Raw genomic sequence first — 16,574 nt, 5'->3', positions numbered from 1 at the left:
ACAAGATCTCCGAGCGGGCAGTGGTGCGAGCGGGATGTTGGTGTTCAGCCGATGTCGGGCCGGTTCCGGCTCCACGCGTACTCGGTCTCCGGGCGCCCGCGCGTTCCGTAGCGCGCGGCCTTGGCGACGACGCCCTCCGCGACGAGGTGTTCGAGGTAGCGCCGCGTGGCGACGCGCGACATTCCCAGGGCGTCTGCGGCCTCGGTCGCCGACAGCGGGCCGGTCGAACGCAGGATCGTGGCGACACGGTCGAGGGTGCCGCCGGACAGCCCCTTCGGGAGCGCGATTCTGCCCGTCGTCCGCCCGAGCAGGGCGTCGATCTCCGCCTGGGTCGCCTCCCCGTCGGTCGTCCGGGCCTGATCGCGATGCTCCCGGTACGCGGTGAGGCGTTCGGCGAACACCGCGAACGGGAAGGGCTTGACCAGGTACTGGAACACCCCGAGCGCGGCCATCTGCCGCACGGTCTCCGCGTCGCGTACGGCGGTGATGGCGATCACATCGATCGCGGCGGCACGAGCGCGGAGCGTGCGCAGCACATCCAGACCCGTGCCGTCCGGCATCGTGATGTCCAGAAGCACGAGATCGAACGCGCGCTCGGGCGGCTGATCGAGCACCGCGGCGAGGGCCGCACGGGCTCCGGTGCACTCGCCGCCGACGACGAAACCCTCCAGGCGCTCCACGTAGGTGCGATGCAGTTCGAGCGTCAGGGCGTCGTCGTCGACGATCAGCGTACGGATCACGACCTTCTCCTGCCTGCGGCGGGGAGCGTGACGCGGAAGGTCGTCGGATCGTCGAGGATCTCCACGGTGCCCCCGGCATCCGTCACGACCGAGCGGACGAGAGCGAGTCCGACGCCGCGCCCCTGGGCGTCGGCGGGCTTCGTGGAGAAGCCGTGCTCGAAGATCCTCTCCCTGATCTCGGTCGGCACTCCTGCGCCGCTGTCGGCGACGTCGAGCACGATCCCACCGGCGTCGGACGTGCTCAGCGACACCTCGACCCATCGGTCTTCCGCCGCGGAGGCCGCGTCCATCGCGTTGTCGATGAGGTTGCCGAGCACGGACACGCTGTCCACGGTCGACAGGGGCGACCGCGGGGCCTCCGGTTCGATGTGCACCCTCCAGTCGATGCCGCGCTCCTTCGCCTGCGAGGCCTTGCCGAGCAGGAGTGCGCCCACCGCCGGGTCCCCGTGGCGGCGCGCCGTGACCTGGTCGACCAGCGACTGACTCTGCCGGGAGGTCTCGGTGAGGATGTCGATCGCCTCGCCGGTGCGCCCCAGCTCCAGCAGCGCGACAGCGGTGTGCATCCGGTTTCCGTGTTCGTGCGTCTGCGCCCGCAGCGCCTCGCCCAGGGTGCGGATCGACTCGTACGATGACACGGCGTCGCGGACCGTGCCCGGCGGCAGGTCGCCGGCGATGCGCCGGGTGAAGCGCCGGGCGGCCCAGGCTCCGAGCGCACCGATCGCCACGAGCAGAAGGGTGATCGCCAGCGACAGCGGAAGGCGCCGCACGAGCGTCTCGGAGATCGTCTCTGTCGTCACCCCCGCGGAGACCCAGCCCCTCAGCACGCCGTCGGCGTCGATCACGGGGACGATCGTCCGGACCGAAGGGCCGAGCGTGCCGGTGAAGGTCTCGGTGAGCGGGGCCGGCTGCTCGGGTATCGTGCCGAGATAGCGTCCGCCGATCTGCGACAGATCGGGATGGGTGATGCGGATGCCGTCGGTCGTCATGATCGTCACGAAGTCCAGCCCGGCGGAATCGATGACGGAGAGCGCATACGGCTCGAGGGCGGCGGTCGCCGCGTCGGCATCGTCGTCTCGGAGGGCGCTCGACACCGCACCGGATGCGGCGATCGCCGCCGCGGTGGCCCCGGTCACGCGCTCGGCCTCCGCCTGCACGGCGCGCTGCGTCTCCGCCACGAGGAACCCGGCGACGAGGATGCCGATCACCGCCGCGGCCGAGATGAGGACGAGGAAGACGCGGGTGGCGGCGCTGAGCGTGCGGCGCTGCGTCATCGGCATCCTCCGGTCCTCGTCGGCCTGGTCGTGACCAATACGACCACAAATGGCGCCCGTCTGTGAAGTCGGCGACGGTGATGTCACGCCCCGCGACGACGCGGGGAGACGCATGACACGACGACGTTCATGACCGAGGAGGACACATGGCCATCACGACCGGATTCACACTGCCGGGATTCCACTGGCGACGCGGAAAGCAGGCCTGGGACCGGCACACCTGGCTGTATGTGTCGGTGATCATCGCCGTCGTTCTCGGCGCGGTGGTCGGACTCGTCTGGCCGGAGTTCGCACAGGCGCTGGAGCCCATCGGCAAGGGCTTCGTCTCGCTGATCAAGATGATGATCGCCCCCATCATCTTCTGCACGATCGTGATCGGCATCGGCTCGATCGCGAAAGCCGCCACCGTCGGGAAGATCGGCGGGCTCGCACTCGGCTACTTCCTGGTGATGTCGACGTTCGCCCTGGCCATCGGCCTCGTCGTCGGCAACATCATCCACCCCGGCGAGGGCCTGAACATGGCGGGGGCGACCTATGACGCCACCACGACCGAGGCGAAGACCACTCAGGAGTTCGTGCTCGGCATCATCCCGCCCACCTTCTTCGCGGCGTTCACGGGGGAGAGCGTGCTCCAGGTGCTGTTCATCGCTCTCCTGGTCGGGTTCGCGCTGCAGGGGCTCGGCGAGCGCGGTGCCGGCATCATGGACGCCGTCAAGCAGCTGCAGAAGCTGGTGTTCCGCATCCTCGGGATGATCCTGTGGCTCGCCCCGCTCGGCGCGTTCGGCGCCATCGCCGCCGTCGTCGGCAAGACGGGGATCGCGGCGATCTGGAGTCTCGGCGTGCTGATGGTGGCGTTCTACATCACATGCATCGTGTTCATCGTCGTCGTGCTCGGTGCTCTGCTGTGGACTGTGACGAGGGTCAACATCTTCAGCCTGATGAAGTACCTGGCTCGGGAGTACCTGCTGATCGTCGGCACCTCGTCCTCGGAGTCCGCGCTGCCCCGCCTCATCGCCAAGATGGAGCACGTCGGCGTCTCCAAGCCGGTCGTCGGCATCACCGTCCCCACCGGCTACTCGTTCAACCTCGACGGAACGGCGATCTACCTGACGATGGCGTCGCTGTTCATCGCCACGGGAATGGGGCAGCCGATGTCGATCGGCGAGCAGATCGGCCTGCTGGTGTTCATGATCATCGCGAGCAAGGGTGCTGCGGGCGTCACCGGGGCCGGCCTCGCCACTCTCGCCGGAGGACTGCAGGCCTACCGTCCCGACCTCGTCGACGGCGTGGGCGTGATCGTCGGGATCGACCGGTTCATGTCGGAGGGACGCGCGCTGACGAACTTCACGGGCAACGCGGTCGCGACGCTCCTCATCGGCACCTGGACCCGCCAGATCGATCGCGATCGTGTGCGGCAGGTGCTCGGCGGCGAGCTGCCGTTCGATGAGTCGGTGCTCGACGGAGTGGACGCTCACGGAGATGCTCCCGCACCTCAGGCCGCCGATCTGACCGAGCTCAACGATGCCGCCGTGGCCGAGATGTCGGCGAAGGAGGAGAGGGCGAGAGCACGCGCCTCCCAGGGGTGAGCGGGCGGTGAGGGATGCGGGAGCCGGTGGAAGCCGGTTCCCGCATCCGTGTGGTCAACCGCTCTTGCGTCGGAACTCGCGCCGCGTCTGCGGGGCGGGCGCGCCATGGACGGCGGAGTCGCCGTCGAGGTGGGCCTCGCCCTGCCGGTGGTGCGCGTTCTTCTTCTCGAGCGCTTCCTTGAACTTGCGCTTCATGTCCTCGGTCGAGGACGCGCCTTCTTCGGTGCTCATGTCCGCCAGCCTAGGGCACGCCCCCGCCGGTCGGCTGTTCACTTCCGCAGTCTGCGGGTCGACAGGTCGATCGCCGCGCCGAGCCCGACCGCGACGGCGATCGAGACGAGCACCGCCACCACGGGGCCGCCGGGGATGAGTGTGGCCACGATCGCTCCGACCGAGGCCTGATAGGCGGCCCACCCCAGCGCGGCGAGGAAGACGAGGGCCAGGTAGCGGGGAGGGTGGATGCGCGAGGCTCCTGCCACGAGATTGATCGCGAGTCGGGCGAAGGGCACGAACCTCGCCGTGAAGAGCACTGTGGCCGTTCCCGTGTCGAGCCGGCGCCGAGCCCACGCGAGAGCCTGCTGCACCCTGGCGGTGCGCATCCACCGCCAGCGCTCCGTGCCGACCGTGCGCCCGATCAGATAGCAGGCGGCGTCTCCGGCCGCGGCGGCGATGCCCGCGCAGCCGATCACCGCCCAGAGGGGAGGGGTACCGGACGACGCGGAGATCGCACCGAGCGCGGTGACGGCGATCTCCCCGGGTATCACCACGAAGAAGGCGTCGCCCAGGACGAGGAGGCTCATCACGGCGAGGGCCCAGGGGGTGGAGAGCAGATCGAGCGGCACGGCTCCAGAGTGCGCGGCCCAGGTGAACGGCAACCAACGGCGGGATAGCCGGTGACGGGCGCTCCAGCATCCGGTGAACATCTGGTGCCCAGAGCTGTTTCGGACGCCGAGGCCCTCGAGACGACGGCATCCTGAGCGTGTGAGAGTCGCGATCGTGACAGAGTCCTTCCTTCCGCACATGAACGGTGTCACCGGATCCGTGCTGCAGATCCTGAGGCACCTCGAGCGCACGGGCCATGAGGCGCACGTGATCGCACCGGACGCCGTCGGCATCCCCGACTCCGTGCACGCAGCGGTCGTCGAGTCGATCCCCAGCCTCCCGCTGCCCGGCTATCGCAACGTCAGAGTGGGCACGTCCCCGGCGCACCGCGTCGCGGCATCCCTGCGCCGGTTCCAACCGGACGTCGTGCATCTGGCCTCGCCGTTCGCCCTGGGGTGGCGCGGGGTGCTCGCGGCCGAGCGTCTGGGCGTCGCATCGGTCGCCGCCTATCAGACCGATGTCGCCGCGTACACGGAGCGCTACCGGATCGCCGCCACCACCGGCCTCGCCCAGACGCACATCGCGCGGCTGCACCGCAGGGCCACGCTCACGCTCGCGCCATCGGCGGATTCCGCCCATCAGCTCGCGACGCTCGGCGTCGACAGGGTGCGGCGCTGGGGGAGAGGGGTGGACGCCGAGCGCTTCCAGCCGCTGCGACGCGACCCCGCTCTGCGCGGGTCCTGGGGTGCGGAGACCGTGATCGGCTACGTGGGCAGGCTCGCCCCGGAGAAGCAGGTCGAGGACCTCGTCGCGCTGCGCGGGATCCCCGGCACCCGACTGGTGATCGTCGGCGACGGTCCGAGCAGACAGCGGCTGGAGGCTCTGCTCCCCGAGGCGCTGTTCCTCGGCCATCTCGACGGCGATGCGCTCGCCGCGGCGCTGGCCTCGTTCGACGTCTTCGTGCACCCGGGGGAGAGCGAGACGTTCGGACAGACCCTTCAGGAGGCCCACGCGAGCGGCGTCCCCGTCGTCGCCACGGGGCGCGGCGGCCCCCTCGACCTCGTGCGCATGGGCATCGACGGATGGCTCTACCGACCCGGCGACCTCGACGATCTGCGGATGCGCGTGGCCGATCTCGCCGGCGACGTCCGCAAGCGCAGAGCCTTCGGGGAAGCGGGGCACGAGGCCGTGCAGGGGCGCAGCTGGGCCGGCGTATGCGATCAGCTGCTCTCGCACTTCGACGACGCGATGCTCCTGGGGGCGGTGGACCGCGGCCTGCGCGCTCGCCGCGTGGTCAGGCCGGAGCGGTCGACGCCGGCCCCGCAGACGCGCTGGCGGCGCTACGTCGCCCTCGGCGACTCCCTGACCGAGGGGCTGTGCGATCCGGCGCCGGACGGCGCGCTGCGGGGCTGGGCGGATCGCCTCGCACTGCTGCTCGCGGCCCGCGGAGGACTGCACTACGCGAACCTCGCGATCCGTTCGAAGCGGGTGTCGGACGTGTGCGGCCCCCAGCTCGAGCGAGCGCTGCAGCTCCGCCCAGACCTCGTGTCGATCCTCGTCGGGGCGAACGACCTGGTGAAGCCGAACGTCGACGTCCCGGCCCTGGCACGACGGGTCGAGGACGCGGTGGAGCGCCTCAGAGCGTGCGGCGCGGACGTGGTGCTCGTCACCCCCTTCCTCCCCGGACGTCGCGCGGCGGCGATCTACACGCGACGGTTCGCCGCCTTCGCGACCGCGCTGAGCGGAGTCGCCGCGCGCACAGGCGCGATCCTCATCGACACCGATCTGCATCCGTCGCTGCGAGACCGGCCCAACTGGGGGGAGGACCTCGTGCACCTCAGCAGCAGAGGGCACCGGTTCCTCGCGTACCGCGCCGGTGAGGTGCTCGGCGTGCCGCATGCGGAGGCGCTCGGAACGCTGGACGCCGCTCTGCACGAGCACGAGCCGATCGGTGCAGGAGTCTGGTGGCGCCGCCACGCGCTGCCCTGGGTCTGGCGCCGGCTGCATGGCCGCGCCGCGGGAGACGGCAGGTCGGCGAAGCACGACGACTACGTGTACCTCGGACGCTCGTCCGTGCAGAGCGCGGTGGAGGTGCGCTGACCGCTGCCCCGCGGCACGTGCTCGCGGGGCAGCGGTCTCGCTAGCGGCGGCCCATGCCGTGGTACGTCCACCCGGCGGCACGCCACGCGGCCGAGTCGAGGCAGTTGCGACCGTCGATGACGATGCGCTTCGATACCAGTGCGCCGGCGTGCTCAGGAGTGAGATCGCGGCGGTACTCGTCCCATTCGGTCACGATGACGACCGCATCGGCGTCTCGAAGAGCCTCGTCCCTCTCTCGCGTGTAGGAGAGCTGCGGATGCACGGTGGCGGCGTTCTCGGTCGCGGCGGGGTCGGTGACGATCACGTCCGCACCGAGACCCCGCAGTCGCACGGCGACGTCCAGCGCAGGGGAGTCGCGGATGTCGTCGCTGAACGGCTTGAAGGCCGCTCCGAGCACGGCGATGCGGGCGCCGAACACGAGCCCGCCCAGCGCATCGACGACGAGACGGACGGCGCGCTCGCGCCGCCGCAGATTGATCGCGTCCACCTCGTGCAGGAAGCCCACGGCCTCGCGGCGGCCCAGCTCCTCCGCGCGTGCGGCGAAGGCCCTGATGTCCTTGGGCAGGCAGCCGCCGCCGAACCCGATGCCCGAGCCGAGGTAGCGTCGCCCGATCCGCGTGTCGTGGCCGAGGGCGTCGGCGAGAAGCGCCACATCCGCGCCGGCGGCCTCCGCGATCTCCGCCATCGCGTTGATGAAGGAGATCTTCGTGGCGAGGAACGCGTTGGCGGCGCCCTTGACCAGTTCGGCGGTGGCGATATCCGTCACGAGGAACGGCGTCCCGGCATCCACGGCGGGGCGGTACACCTCCCGGAGTAGATCGGCGGCGCTCTCCCCGTCTGTGCCGTCCGGCACGCCCGCCACGATGCGGTCGGGCGAGATGGTGTCGTGCACGGCCCATCCCTCGCGCAGGAACTCCGGATTCCACACCACGGTGGCCCCGGTCTCCGCGACCTTCGCGGCGAGGCGGGTCGCGGTGCCGACGGGGACGGTGGATTTGCCGGCGAGCACGTCCCCGGGTCGGAGGTGCGGGAGGAGCGAGTCGACCGCGGAATCCACGAACCGCAGGTCGGCGGCCTGCCCACCCGCGACCTGCGGGGTGCCGACGGCGAGGAAGTGCACGGCGGAGCCTGCGGCATCCGCCATGCGCGCGCTGAAGTGAAGGCGCCCTGACGCGAGTCCCTCCTGCAGCAGCTCGGTCAGTTGTGGTTCGAAGAAGGGGGCGACGCCGTCGGAGAGAGACGAGATCTTCCGCTCGTCGACGTCGATGCCGATGACGTCGTGTCCGATCGAGGCCATCGCCGCGGCGTGCACGGCACCGAGGTACCCGCAGCCGATCACTGACATGCGCATGGGTACAGACCAGCGGATGCCGGCCACGCCGCGGCGTCCGCCGCCTGAACGGTCGATGACCGGGGAGTGTCCGATCCGCGATGCCCCCGGCGCCACGTCGGAATCCGCCCCTCGCTGGTAGGGTGGGGGAGTTGACGTGTGTCAACCCCACAACTTCATATCGACTCATGGAGCGATCGGCGGAGAAGCTGGTCCCCTGTGGTGGGTTCCTCGGCGATCGTCGGGTGGCTTTCTACTGGTGGCCAGCGCAGGCGACATTCGCGGGAGTGCCCGCGCGCCCGAACCCTGCCCTTCCGCTCCTTCATGAACACGCTCGCGCGTCATACGGATTCGCGAGTCTAAACAAAGAAGGAGAGACCTCTTGGAAGGTCCTGAAATCACCGCCACCGAGGCCGTTCTCGACAACGGCCGCTTCGGCACCCGCACCATCCGCTTCGAGACCGGCCGCCTCGCGCAGCAGGCTCAGGGCGCAGTCGCCGCGTACCTCGACGGCGAGACCATGCTCCTCTCGGCCACCAGCGCAGGCAAGCACCCGCGCGAGGGCTTCGACTTCTTCCCGCTGACGGTCGACGTCGAGGAGCGCTCCTACGCCGCCGGCAAGATCCCCGGCTCGTTCTTCCGTCGCGAGGGCCGCCCCTCCACCGAGGCGATCCTGGTCTGCCGACTGATCGACCGCCCGCTGCGTCCGTCGTTCGTCGACGGCCTGCGCAACGAGGTCCAGATCGTCATCACCGTCCTGTCGATCGCTCCCGGCGAGTTCTACGACGCTCTGGCGATCAACGCGGCCTCCGCGTCGACCCAGATCTCGGGTCTGCCGTTCTCCGGCCCCGTCGCCGGTGTGCGCCTCGCGTTCATCCCGGGTCACGGCGAGCACGCCGACCAGTGGGTCGCGTTCCCGACCGCCGAGCAGGTGTCCGAGGCCGTGTTCGACCTGATCGTCGCCGGTCGTGTCGTCACCAAGTCCGATGGCACGGAAGACGTCGCCATCATGATGGTCGAGGCCGAGGCCACCGAGGGCAGCTGGAACCTCATCAAGGCCGGCGCCACCAAGCCGAGCGAGGAGATCGTGGCCCAGGGCCTCGAGGCCTCGAAGCCGTTCATCGCGCAGCTCGTCAAGGCTCAGGCCGAGCTCGCCGCCACGGCGTCGAAGGAGCCGGGCGTGTACCCGGTCTTCCCGCCGTACGCCGACGAGGTCCTCGACTTCGTCTCCGAGCGCGCGTTCGCCGAGCTCACCGACGTCTACCAGATCGCTGACAAGGTCGAGCGCCAGAACGCCGACGATGCGATCAAGGACCGCGTCAAGGCCGAGCTCGCCGCAGCGGTCGAGGCGGGCACGCTGCCCGAGTCGGCGCTGGGCGAGTTCTCCGCCGCCTACAAGTCGGTCACGAAGAAGATCGTCCGTGGTCGCATCCTGACCGAGAGCGTCCGCATCGACGGTCGCGGCCTGGCGGACATCCGTCCGCTCGATGCCGAGGTGCAGGTCATCCCGCGCGTCCACGGCTCCGCGATCTTCCAGCGCGGTGAGACCCAGATCCTGGGCGTCACCACGCTGAACATGCTCAAGATGGAGCAGCAGATCGACTCGCTGTCCCCGACGACGAGCAAGCGCTACATGCACCACTACAACTTCCCGCCCTACTCGACCGGTGAGACCGGCCGCGTGGGGTCGCCGAAGCGTCGCGAGATCGGGCACGGCTTCCTCGCCGAGCGCGCACTCGTGCCGGTGCTGCCGAGCCGCGAGGAGTTCCCCTACGCGATCCGTCAGGTCTCTGAGGCGCTCAGCTCCAACGGCTCGACCTCGATGGGCTCCGTCTGCGCGTCCACCCTGTCGCTGCTGAACGCGGGTGTGCCGCTGCGCGCCCCCGTCGCCGGCATCGCGATGGGCCTCGTCTCCGACGAGGTCGACGGCGAGACCCGCTACGCGGCGCTGACCGACATCCTTGGTGCTGAGGACGCTCTCGGCGACATGGACTTCAAGGTCGCCGGCACGAGCGAGTTCGTCACGGCGATCCAGCTCGACACGAAGCTCGACGGCATCCCGTCGTCGGTGCTCGCGGGCGCGCTGACCCAGGCCCGCGAGGCCCGTCTGACGATCCTCAACGTCCTGAACGCCGCGATCGATGCTCCCGACGAGATGGCGCCGACCGCGCCTCGCGTCATCAGCGTCCAGATCCCGGTCGACAAGATCGGCGAGCTGATCGGCCCGAAGGGCAAGACGATCAACGCGATCCAGGACGAGACCGGCGCTCAGATCTCCATCGAGGAGGACGGCACCGTCTACATCGGCGCGACCGACGGCCCCTCGGCCGAGGCCGCCCGCGCCCAGGTCAACGCGATCGCCAACCCGACCAACCCCGAGGTCGGCGAGCAGTTCCTCGGAACCGTCGTGAAGATCGCCACCTTCGGCGCCTTCATCTCGCTGCTCCCGGGCAAGGACGGCCTGCTGCACGTCACCGAGGTGCGCAAGCTCGCCGGTGGCAAGCGCGTCGAGAACGTCGAGGACGTGCTGTCCGTCGGCCAGAAGATCCTCGTGAAGATCACGAAGATCGACGACCGCGGCAAGCTGTCGCTCGAGCCCGTCCTCGACGACGCTCCGGCAGCCGATGCGGCTCCTGCGGAGGACGCCGCCGCCGAGTAAGCATCGATGCTCGCACGGAACCCGGCTCCTCCTTCGTGGAGGGGCCGGGTTCCGTCGTATTCGATGTGACCAAAACGTTACGGGAAGTTTCCGCGGCGTTCGCCGGAATGGACGGCCCGTTCCCAGATGTCGCTTACCCTCGAAGTACGCACCGGGGGGTGCACACACAAGCAGTGACGCAGGTCGGAACGCACCGATCGACGCGGGGGTGAAAGTATGCGGTTGTTCAGCGTAGGCGCAGGAGCGCCGGTCGAGCGTGCACAGCACGAGACCGCTGAGCACCCGTCCGCGCCCATTCCGATCGTCGGCCCAGGCGTCGGCGAGAACATTCGCGTCGCGCTCGGCGAGACGGGCTTCGAGACGTTCCCCCTCATGCTCGGAGCCGCCGAGTTCGGCTGGAACGTCGATCTCGAGACCAGCCACGGCATCCTCGACCGCTACATCGAGTTCGGCGGCAACGCGATCCACACCGCCGACGGATTCTCCGGCGGTCGCAGCGAGCACATCATCGGCCAGTGGCTGCGTTCTCGCGGGCTCCGCGACCGCACCCTGCTGAGCGTCCGCATCGGCGCTCACGCCGACAACCCCGGCCTCGGTTCGGTGAACCTGGTGCGCGCCGTGGAGGGTTCGCTCACGCGACTCGGCGTCGAGCGCATCGACGTGCTGTACCTCGACGCCACGCTCGACGTCACGACCAACCTCGAAGACACGCTCGCCACGGTGGAGTGGCTCGTCGAGGCCGGGAAGATCGGCTCGGTCGGCGCCTTCGGCTTCTCGCCGGAGCGCCTCGTCGAAGCGCGTATCCTCGCCTCCGCGGGCTATCCGCGCATCGAGGTCATCGATGCGCCGTACAACCTCGTCCGCCGTCAGCCCTTCGAGGGCGACCTGCGACTTGTCGCCGGCGCACAGAACCTGGCGGTCACGCCGTCGCACGCGCTGGAGCACGGCTTCCTGTCCGGGCGCCACCGCAGCAAGGCGCTCGCATCCCAGGGGGTTCGGGGCGAGCAGCTGAGGAGCCACCTCAACCGTCGGGGCATCAAGATCCTGCGGGCGCTCGACCAGGTCGCGACCGAGCTGTCGGTGCCTGTCGCCGCCGTCTCGATCGCCTGGCTGCTCGCTCAGCGCACCATCGCGGCGCCGATCGTGAACACCTTCGCGACCGATCACGTCGACGAGCTCATGCAGGGCGCAGGGGTCACGCTGTCCCGCGCGCAGGTCGCCGACCTCACTCGCGCGGGCAACTGAGCGTCGTCACGCGGCCGTCACATACCTGGCATATGGTGGAGTGAAGCCCGGCAGATGCTGGCGATGAAGCGAGCGAGTTGTGACGCACTACATATATCTGGTCAGACACGGTGAACATCAGGATGCCGAGCACGGCCTCGCCGACGGACCCCTCTCGCCCAGGGGGCAGCGTCAGGCGGAGCTGATCGCCGACCGCCTCTCCGGGCTCCCTCTCGACGCGGTGTGGCATTCGCCGCTGCTGCGGGCGAACGAGACGGCGCGTGCGGTCGCCGAGCGCCTCCCGTCCGTCGACCCCGAGCCGACGGCGCTGCTCTTCGACTGCGTTCCCACCGGCATGACGGAGGAGACGCCTGCGGCGTTCGAGCCCTTCTTCGGCTCGGTCACCGAGGCGGAGATCGAGGCGGGCGGTGCGCAGATGGCCGACGCGGTGAACGAGTTCCTCGTGCGCAAGACCGGTGACGTGCACGAGGTGCTCATCACGCACAACTTCGTGATCTCCTGGTTCGTCCGGGAGGTGCTGGGCGCGCCCGAGTGGCGCTGGATGACCCTCAACCAGGCCCACTGCGGGCTCACCGTGATCGCTCAGAAGCAGGGGCGTCCCTGGACGCTCCTCACGCACAACGACACCGGGCACCTCCCGGTGGAGCTCCGCACGGGCATCCCCGACGGCATGCCCGTCTGAGCAGGAGACGCGAACTGCGGGCGGATTCCGCTGCGGACCGGGCGCTGCTCCACCCGAAATAGACTGGACCCATGACCCAGCACGTTGCACTCGTCGGCGGAACCGGAAAGCTCGGGAAGATCATCCACGCGGTGATCGACGAGCTCGACGGGATCGAGGTGAGCCGCGTGCTGACGTCGTCGAGCGACCTCTCGGAGATGGACGGCGTCGATCTCGTCATCGACGCGACGACGCCCCAGATCAGCATCGACGTCGTGCGCGCAGCGGTCGAACGCGGCATCAACGTGCTCGTCGCCACCTCCGGCTGGTCGGCGGAGCGCATCGCTCTCGTCCGTCCGCTCGTCGAGGCCGCGGGGACGGGCGCCGTGTTCATCCCGAACTTCTCGCTGGGGTCGGTGCTGGGATCGGCTCTCGCAGCGGCAGCCGCCCCGTTCTTCGGCTCTGCCGAGATCATCGAGGCTCACCACGCCTCGAAGATCGATTCCCCCAGCGGCACCGCCGTGCGCACGGCGGAGCTGATCGCCGCTGCGCGTGCGGAGCAGGGGCCGGTGAGCGCCCCGCACGCCGACCAGCGCGCCCGTGGCCAGCAGGTCGGCAGTGTGCCGATCCACTCGCTGCGACGCCCCGGGGTCATCGCGAAGCAGGAGGTCATCCTCTCCGGACCGGGAGAGTCGCTGACGTTCACGCACGACACCGTCGACTCCGCTCTCGCCTACGCCCCCGGCATCCGCCTGGCCGTGCCGCATGCGTTGACCGCGACCGGCGTGGTCGTGGGGCTGGAGAACATGATCGACATCGGCATCCGATCATGATGTCGCGTATCGGCGTCGCCGTGATGGGCGCCTGCCTGGCGCTGTATCTCGTCGTCGTGGGGCAGCGCGCCATCGTCATGCTGATGACGGGCGAGCCCATCGCCATCGCGATCGGCGTCGCGCTCCTGGTGATGCCGCTGATCGGCGCGTGGGCGCTCTATCGCGAGACGCGCTTCGGGTTCGCCGCTGATCGGCTGGGTCGTGCGCTCGACGCCGAGGGCGGGATGCCGGAGGCGGAGGGCGAGGTCAGCGCGAGCGGACGTCTGCCCCGCGAGGACGTGGAGCCGATGATCGCGAAGTACACCGCGGCCGCCGAGGAGGCGCCGGACGACTGGCGTGCACGCTATCGGCTCGGTGTGGTGCAGGATGCCGCCGGGCGCCGCAAGGACGCCCGGGCCAGCATCCGCGAGGCGATCCGCCTCGAACGCGCCTGATCAGGCGAGCGTCGCCTCGAGGGTGATCTCGATGCCCGCGAGCGCCTGAGACACGGGGCAGCCGACCTTGGCACCCTCGGCGATCTCCTGGAACTGCTCGGGGGTGAGCCCCGGCACGGAGGCGTTCACGTTGAGGTGGCTGCCGGTGATGCCGGTGCCGGGCTTGAAGGTGACCGATGCGCTCGTGTTCACGCGCTCCGGCGGGGTGCCGTTCTCGGCGAGGGCGTGCGAGAGCGCCATGCTGAAGCAGGACGCATGGGCGGCCGCGATGAGCTCCTCCGGCGTGGTGGTGGTGTCGCTGCCTTCGCTGCGGGCCTTCCAGTCGATCGGGAAGGTGCCCAGGTTCGACGACGAGAACGCGACGGTGCCCGAGCCTTCCATGAGCGATCCGGTCCAGGTGCTGGTGGCTTCGCTGGTGACGGGCATGGTGACCTCCGGTTCTCGCACTGCCCGAGCGGCAGCGTCGCGTCCCGGCCAGCCTACCTACCGGGGCGACCCTGCGGAACAGCGCGCTCAGGCGGGGGAGGCGGCCCTACCGACGAGCCCGGCGCGCTGGAGCAGCAGGTAGAGCTGGCAACCCAGGCAGAGTCCGAACGCGGCGTTCAGGAAAGCGGCGATGAAGGCGGCGGCCGTCGCGATGGGGAGTGCCCACGGCACGCCGAGCAGGTGGAGCACGAGTCCGATCGTGACCACGAAGAGGCCCACTCCCTGAGCGAATCGCGGAGGGCGCGGGTCTTCGAGCTCGGTCGGGGGAGCGAGGCGAGGGCGCACGGCTCTGCGGAAGAGAACGCCCCAGGGGGCGGTCGACGGAGACACGACGCTCCACAGGAAGAGCAGGGCGATCACGAGCGTGAGCAGGAACGCGGGGTCGAACACGCGCTGCACGAGAGACGCCGATGAGAGCGCCCACCCGTCCGAGGGGAACGTCGCGTCCGCCAGCGGCTGATAGGCGAACCAGCCGAAGCCCGCGCGTGCGGTGGAGATCCCGATGAGTCCGAGGAACGTGGCCGCGAGCAGCAGCACGGTCGTGATCGTCGCGGCGAAGCGGGGGCCGCGGGGGTCGATGCCGGCGGGAGTGGACATGGGGGACTCCAGACTGTGCCTCAGACGGCGGCGAGGGCTTCGGTGAGGGCGTGCCGGTGCGGTACGCCGTTGAATCGTGCGCGGACGGCTCCCGAGCCGTCGACGAGGAACGTCGTCGGCGTCTGCAGCACCCGGTAGCGCGTGGACAGGTCAGGGCGATGGGTCAAGTCGACCTCGATGTGAGCGAGCCCGTCGTCCTGCGTGGCGATTGTGCTGAGCATCCGCCTGACCTGCGGGCATCGCGCGCACATCTCCGTGCTGAACTGCACGAGCGTGGCCTTGGCGCCCAGCTCTGCGGCGGCATCCGCGGGGTCGAATCGCAGATGTCCGCCCCCTCGCCGGCGACCGTCGAGCACGCGCAGGACCACTCCGACGAGCACGGCGACCACGAGGAGGACTCCCGCGATCGCAAGGGCGAGAAGTGGCGACATGCGAAGAGCGTACGTCCGTCCCGCCCCCGACGGGGTCGATGTTTCGGAGTAAGACGCCCGAGCTCGTTCCGCGTGGGGACGGTAGTCTGGCTGTCATGAGCGAAGCCGTCCTGACGCCGTACGAAGACCTGCTCCGCGACGTGCTGGAGACCGGCACGCACAAGTCGGATCGCACCGGAACCGGCACCACGAGCGTGTTCGGACGGCAGATCCGCTTCGACCTCGCGAAGGGCTTCCCGCTCATCACCACGAAGCGCGTGCACTTCAAGTCCATCGCGTACGAACTGCTCTGGTTCCTGCGCGGCGACTCGAACGTGCGATGGCTGCAGGAGAACGGCGTCACCATCTGGGACGAATGGGCGGATGCCGAGGGCGACCTCGGTCCTGTCTACGGAGTGCAGTGGCGCTCGTGGCCGACGCCGGACGGCGAGAGCATCGACCAGTTGTCCGAGGTGATCGAGCAGATCAGGGCCACCCCCGACTCGCGTCGGCTCATCGTGTCGGCCTGGAACCCCGCCGACATCCCCGACATGGCGCTGGCTCCGTGCCACGCCCTGTTCCAGTTCTACGTCGCCGACGGCAAGCTGTCGTGCCAGCTGTATCAGCGCAGCGCCGACCTCTTCCTCGGCGTCCCGTTCAACATCGCCTCCTACGCGCTCCTCACGCTGATGGTCGCGCAGCAGGTCGGCCTCGAGCCCGGCGACTTCGTCTGGACCGGTGGCGACTGCCACATCTACGACAACCACGTCGAGCAGGTGCGCGAGCAGCTCTCGCGTGAGGCGTACCCCTATCCGACGCTCCGCTTCGCGCGGACGCCCGAGTCGATCCTCGACTACCGGTACGAGGACTTCGTCGTCGAGGGCTACCAGCACCACGCCCCGATCCGCGCGGCGGTGGCCGTATGACGTGGGTGGGCCTGATCTGGGCGGAGGCGCACGGAGGCGTCATCGGCGCCGAGGGGGGGATGCCGTGGCATGTTCCCGAGGACCTCGCGCACTTCAAGGACGTGACGCTCGGCGCTCCCGTCGTGATGGGTCGCAAGACCTGGGATTCGCTGCCGGAGCGGTTCCGTCCGCTTCCCGGGCGCGAGAACATCGTCATCACGCGACAGCAGGACTGGGCGGGGGAGGGTGCGCGGCGCGCAGCCACCGTCGCCGAAGCGGTCCGCGGGCAGGAGCGGGTATGGGTCATCGGCGGCGCCGAGATCTTCCGTCAGGTGTCGGCGGATGCCGACCGTCTCGAGGTGACGGAGCTCGACGTCGACGTCGCGGGCGACGCTTACGCCCCGTCGAAGGCGGGGTGGCGTCTCGTCGACGAGGGGGAGTGGCAGACCTCCCGCACCGGCATCCGCTACCGCTTCCTCGGATACGAGCGCTGAG

Annotated in this window: 17 protein-coding genes; 9 read left to right on the top strand and 8 right to left on the bottom strand. The window is 69.7% G+C overall.

Annotation, left to right across the window (positions count from 1 at the left end; genetic code table 11):
* Positions 1-44: 44 nt before the first annotated feature.
* Together MRBLWH10_RS08680 and MRBLWH10_RS08675 are read right to left on the bottom strand one after the other, a co-directional pair.
* Complete coding sequence (locus tag MRBLWH10_RS08680; protein WP_341942384.1) at positions 45-740, bottom strand: response regulator; 696 nt, start codon at positions 738-740, stop codon at positions 45-47.
* On the bottom strand, positions 737-2,011 hold the full coding sequence (locus MRBLWH10_RS08675; protein ID WP_341942383.1) for an ATP-binding protein: 1,275 nt from the start codon (positions 2,009-2,011) through the stop codon (positions 737-739). The genes MRBLWH10_RS08680 and MRBLWH10_RS08675 overlap by 4 nt, the downstream gene beginning before the upstream one ends.
* Positions 2,012-2,157: 146 nt before the next feature.
* Between MRBLWH10_RS08675 and MRBLWH10_RS08670 the strand changes: the two genes are divergently transcribed.
* The gene (locus tag MRBLWH10_RS08670; RefSeq protein WP_341942382.1) at positions 2,158-3,597 is read left to right on the top strand and encodes a cation:dicarboxylase symporter family transporter; all 1,440 of its coding nucleotides are present in this window, start codon (positions 2,158-2,160) and stop codon (positions 3,595-3,597) included.
* Positions 3,598-3,651: 54 nt separating this feature from the next.
* Here MRBLWH10_RS08670 and MRBLWH10_RS08665 read toward each other — a convergent pair whose 3' ends face one another.
* Together MRBLWH10_RS08665 and MRBLWH10_RS08660 are read right to left on the bottom strand one after the other, a co-directional pair.
* Positions 3,652-3,828 (bottom strand): DUF5302 domain-containing protein, encoded by a 177-nt coding sequence (locus MRBLWH10_RS08665; protein ID WP_181155964.1) that lies wholly within the window; start codon positions 3,826-3,828, stop codon positions 3,652-3,654.
* 38 nt (positions 3,829-3,866) lie between these two features.
* Entirely contained in the window at positions 3,867-4,439 is a 573-nt protein-coding gene (locus MRBLWH10_RS08660; RefSeq protein ID WP_258132707.1) for a VTT domain-containing protein, read from the bottom strand.
* Positions 4,440-4,593: 154 nt separating this feature from the next.
* Between MRBLWH10_RS08660 and MRBLWH10_RS08655 the strand changes: the two genes are divergently transcribed.
* Positions 4,594-6,519: a GDSL-type esterase/lipase family protein gene (locus tag MRBLWH10_RS08655; RefSeq protein ID WP_341942381.1), complete on the top strand. Its 1,926-nt coding sequence runs from the start codon at positions 4,594-4,596 to the stop codon at positions 6,517-6,519.
* Between the two features lie 40 nt (positions 6,520-6,559).
* Here MRBLWH10_RS08655 and MRBLWH10_RS08650 read toward each other — a convergent pair whose 3' ends face one another.
* Complete coding sequence (locus tag MRBLWH10_RS08650) at positions 6,560-7,870, bottom strand: UDP-glucose/GDP-mannose dehydrogenase family protein (protein ID WP_341942380.1); 1,311 nt, start codon at positions 7,868-7,870, stop codon at positions 6,560-6,562.
* A gap of 361 nt (positions 7,871-8,231) precedes the next feature.
* Between MRBLWH10_RS08650 and MRBLWH10_RS08645 the strand changes: the two genes are divergently transcribed.
* The 5 genes from MRBLWH10_RS08645 (at position 8,232) to MRBLWH10_RS08625 (ending at position 13,681) form a co-directional block, all read left to right on the top strand.
* Positions 8,232-10,508, top strand: coding sequence for a polyribonucleotide nucleotidyltransferase (locus MRBLWH10_RS08645; RefSeq protein WP_341942379.1), 2,277 nt, complete (start codon positions 8,232-8,234; stop codon positions 10,506-10,508).
* A gap of 216 nt (positions 10,509-10,724) precedes the next feature.
* Complete coding sequence (locus tag MRBLWH10_RS08640; protein WP_341942378.1) at positions 10,725-11,753, top strand: aldo/keto reductase; 1,029 nt, start codon at positions 10,725-10,727, stop codon at positions 11,751-11,753.
* A gap of 79 nt (positions 11,754-11,832) precedes the next feature.
* Positions 11,833-12,435, top strand: a complete 603-nt coding sequence (locus MRBLWH10_RS08635; protein ID WP_105676605.1) for a histidine phosphatase family protein — start codon at positions 11,833-11,835, stop codon at positions 12,433-12,435.
* Positions 12,436-12,506: 71 nt separating this feature from the next.
* Positions 12,507-13,247 (top strand): 4-hydroxy-tetrahydrodipicolinate reductase, encoded by a 741-nt coding sequence (gene dapB / locus MRBLWH10_RS08630; RefSeq protein ID WP_105676604.1) that lies wholly within the window; start codon positions 12,507-12,509, stop codon positions 13,245-13,247.
* Positions 13,244-13,681 carry a hypothetical protein gene (locus MRBLWH10_RS08625; protein WP_341942377.1) on the top strand — a complete coding sequence of 146 codons (438 nt, stop codon included), beginning with the start codon at positions 13,244-13,246 and terminating at the stop codon, positions 13,679-13,681. Before dapB ends, MRBLWH10_RS08625 begins: the two co-directional genes overlap by 4 nt.
* Here MRBLWH10_RS08625 and MRBLWH10_RS08620 read toward each other — a convergent pair whose 3' ends face one another.
* From MRBLWH10_RS08620 to MRBLWH10_RS08610, 3 genes are all read right to left on the bottom strand, one after another.
* The gene (locus MRBLWH10_RS08620; RefSeq protein ID WP_105676601.1) at positions 13,682-14,107 is read right to left on the bottom strand and encodes an OsmC family protein; all 426 of its coding nucleotides are present in this window, start codon (positions 14,105-14,107) and stop codon (positions 13,682-13,684) included.
* A gap of 87 nt (positions 14,108-14,194) precedes the next feature.
* Positions 14,195-14,764, bottom strand: a complete 570-nt coding sequence (locus tag MRBLWH10_RS08615; RefSeq protein WP_341942376.1) for a DUF4395 domain-containing protein — start codon at positions 14,762-14,764, stop codon at positions 14,195-14,197.
* A 20-nt stretch (positions 14,765-14,784) separates the two neighbouring features.
* Entirely contained in the window at positions 14,785-15,195 is a 411-nt protein-coding gene (locus tag MRBLWH10_RS08610; protein WP_223586578.1) for a thioredoxin family protein, read from the bottom strand.
* 95 nt (positions 15,196-15,290) lie between these two features.
* Between MRBLWH10_RS08610 and MRBLWH10_RS08605 the strand changes: the two genes are divergently transcribed.
* Positions 15,291-16,100 (top strand): thymidylate synthase, encoded by an 810-nt coding sequence (locus MRBLWH10_RS08605; RefSeq protein WP_341942375.1) that lies wholly within the window; start codon positions 15,291-15,293, stop codon positions 16,098-16,100.
* Entirely contained in the window at positions 16,097-16,573 is a 477-nt protein-coding gene (locus MRBLWH10_RS08600) for a dihydrofolate reductase (protein WP_223586576.1), read from the top strand. The genes MRBLWH10_RS08605 and MRBLWH10_RS08600 overlap by 4 nt, the downstream gene beginning before the upstream one ends.
* Position 16,574: the final 1 nt, after the last annotated feature.

The organism is Microbacterium sp. LWH10-1.2 (assembly GCF_038397765.1).
Classification (GTDB): Bacteria; Actinomycetota; Actinomycetes; order Actinomycetales; family Microbacteriaceae; genus Microbacterium; species Microbacterium natoriense.
This window is presented reverse-complemented; position numbering and strand designations above follow the sequence as displayed.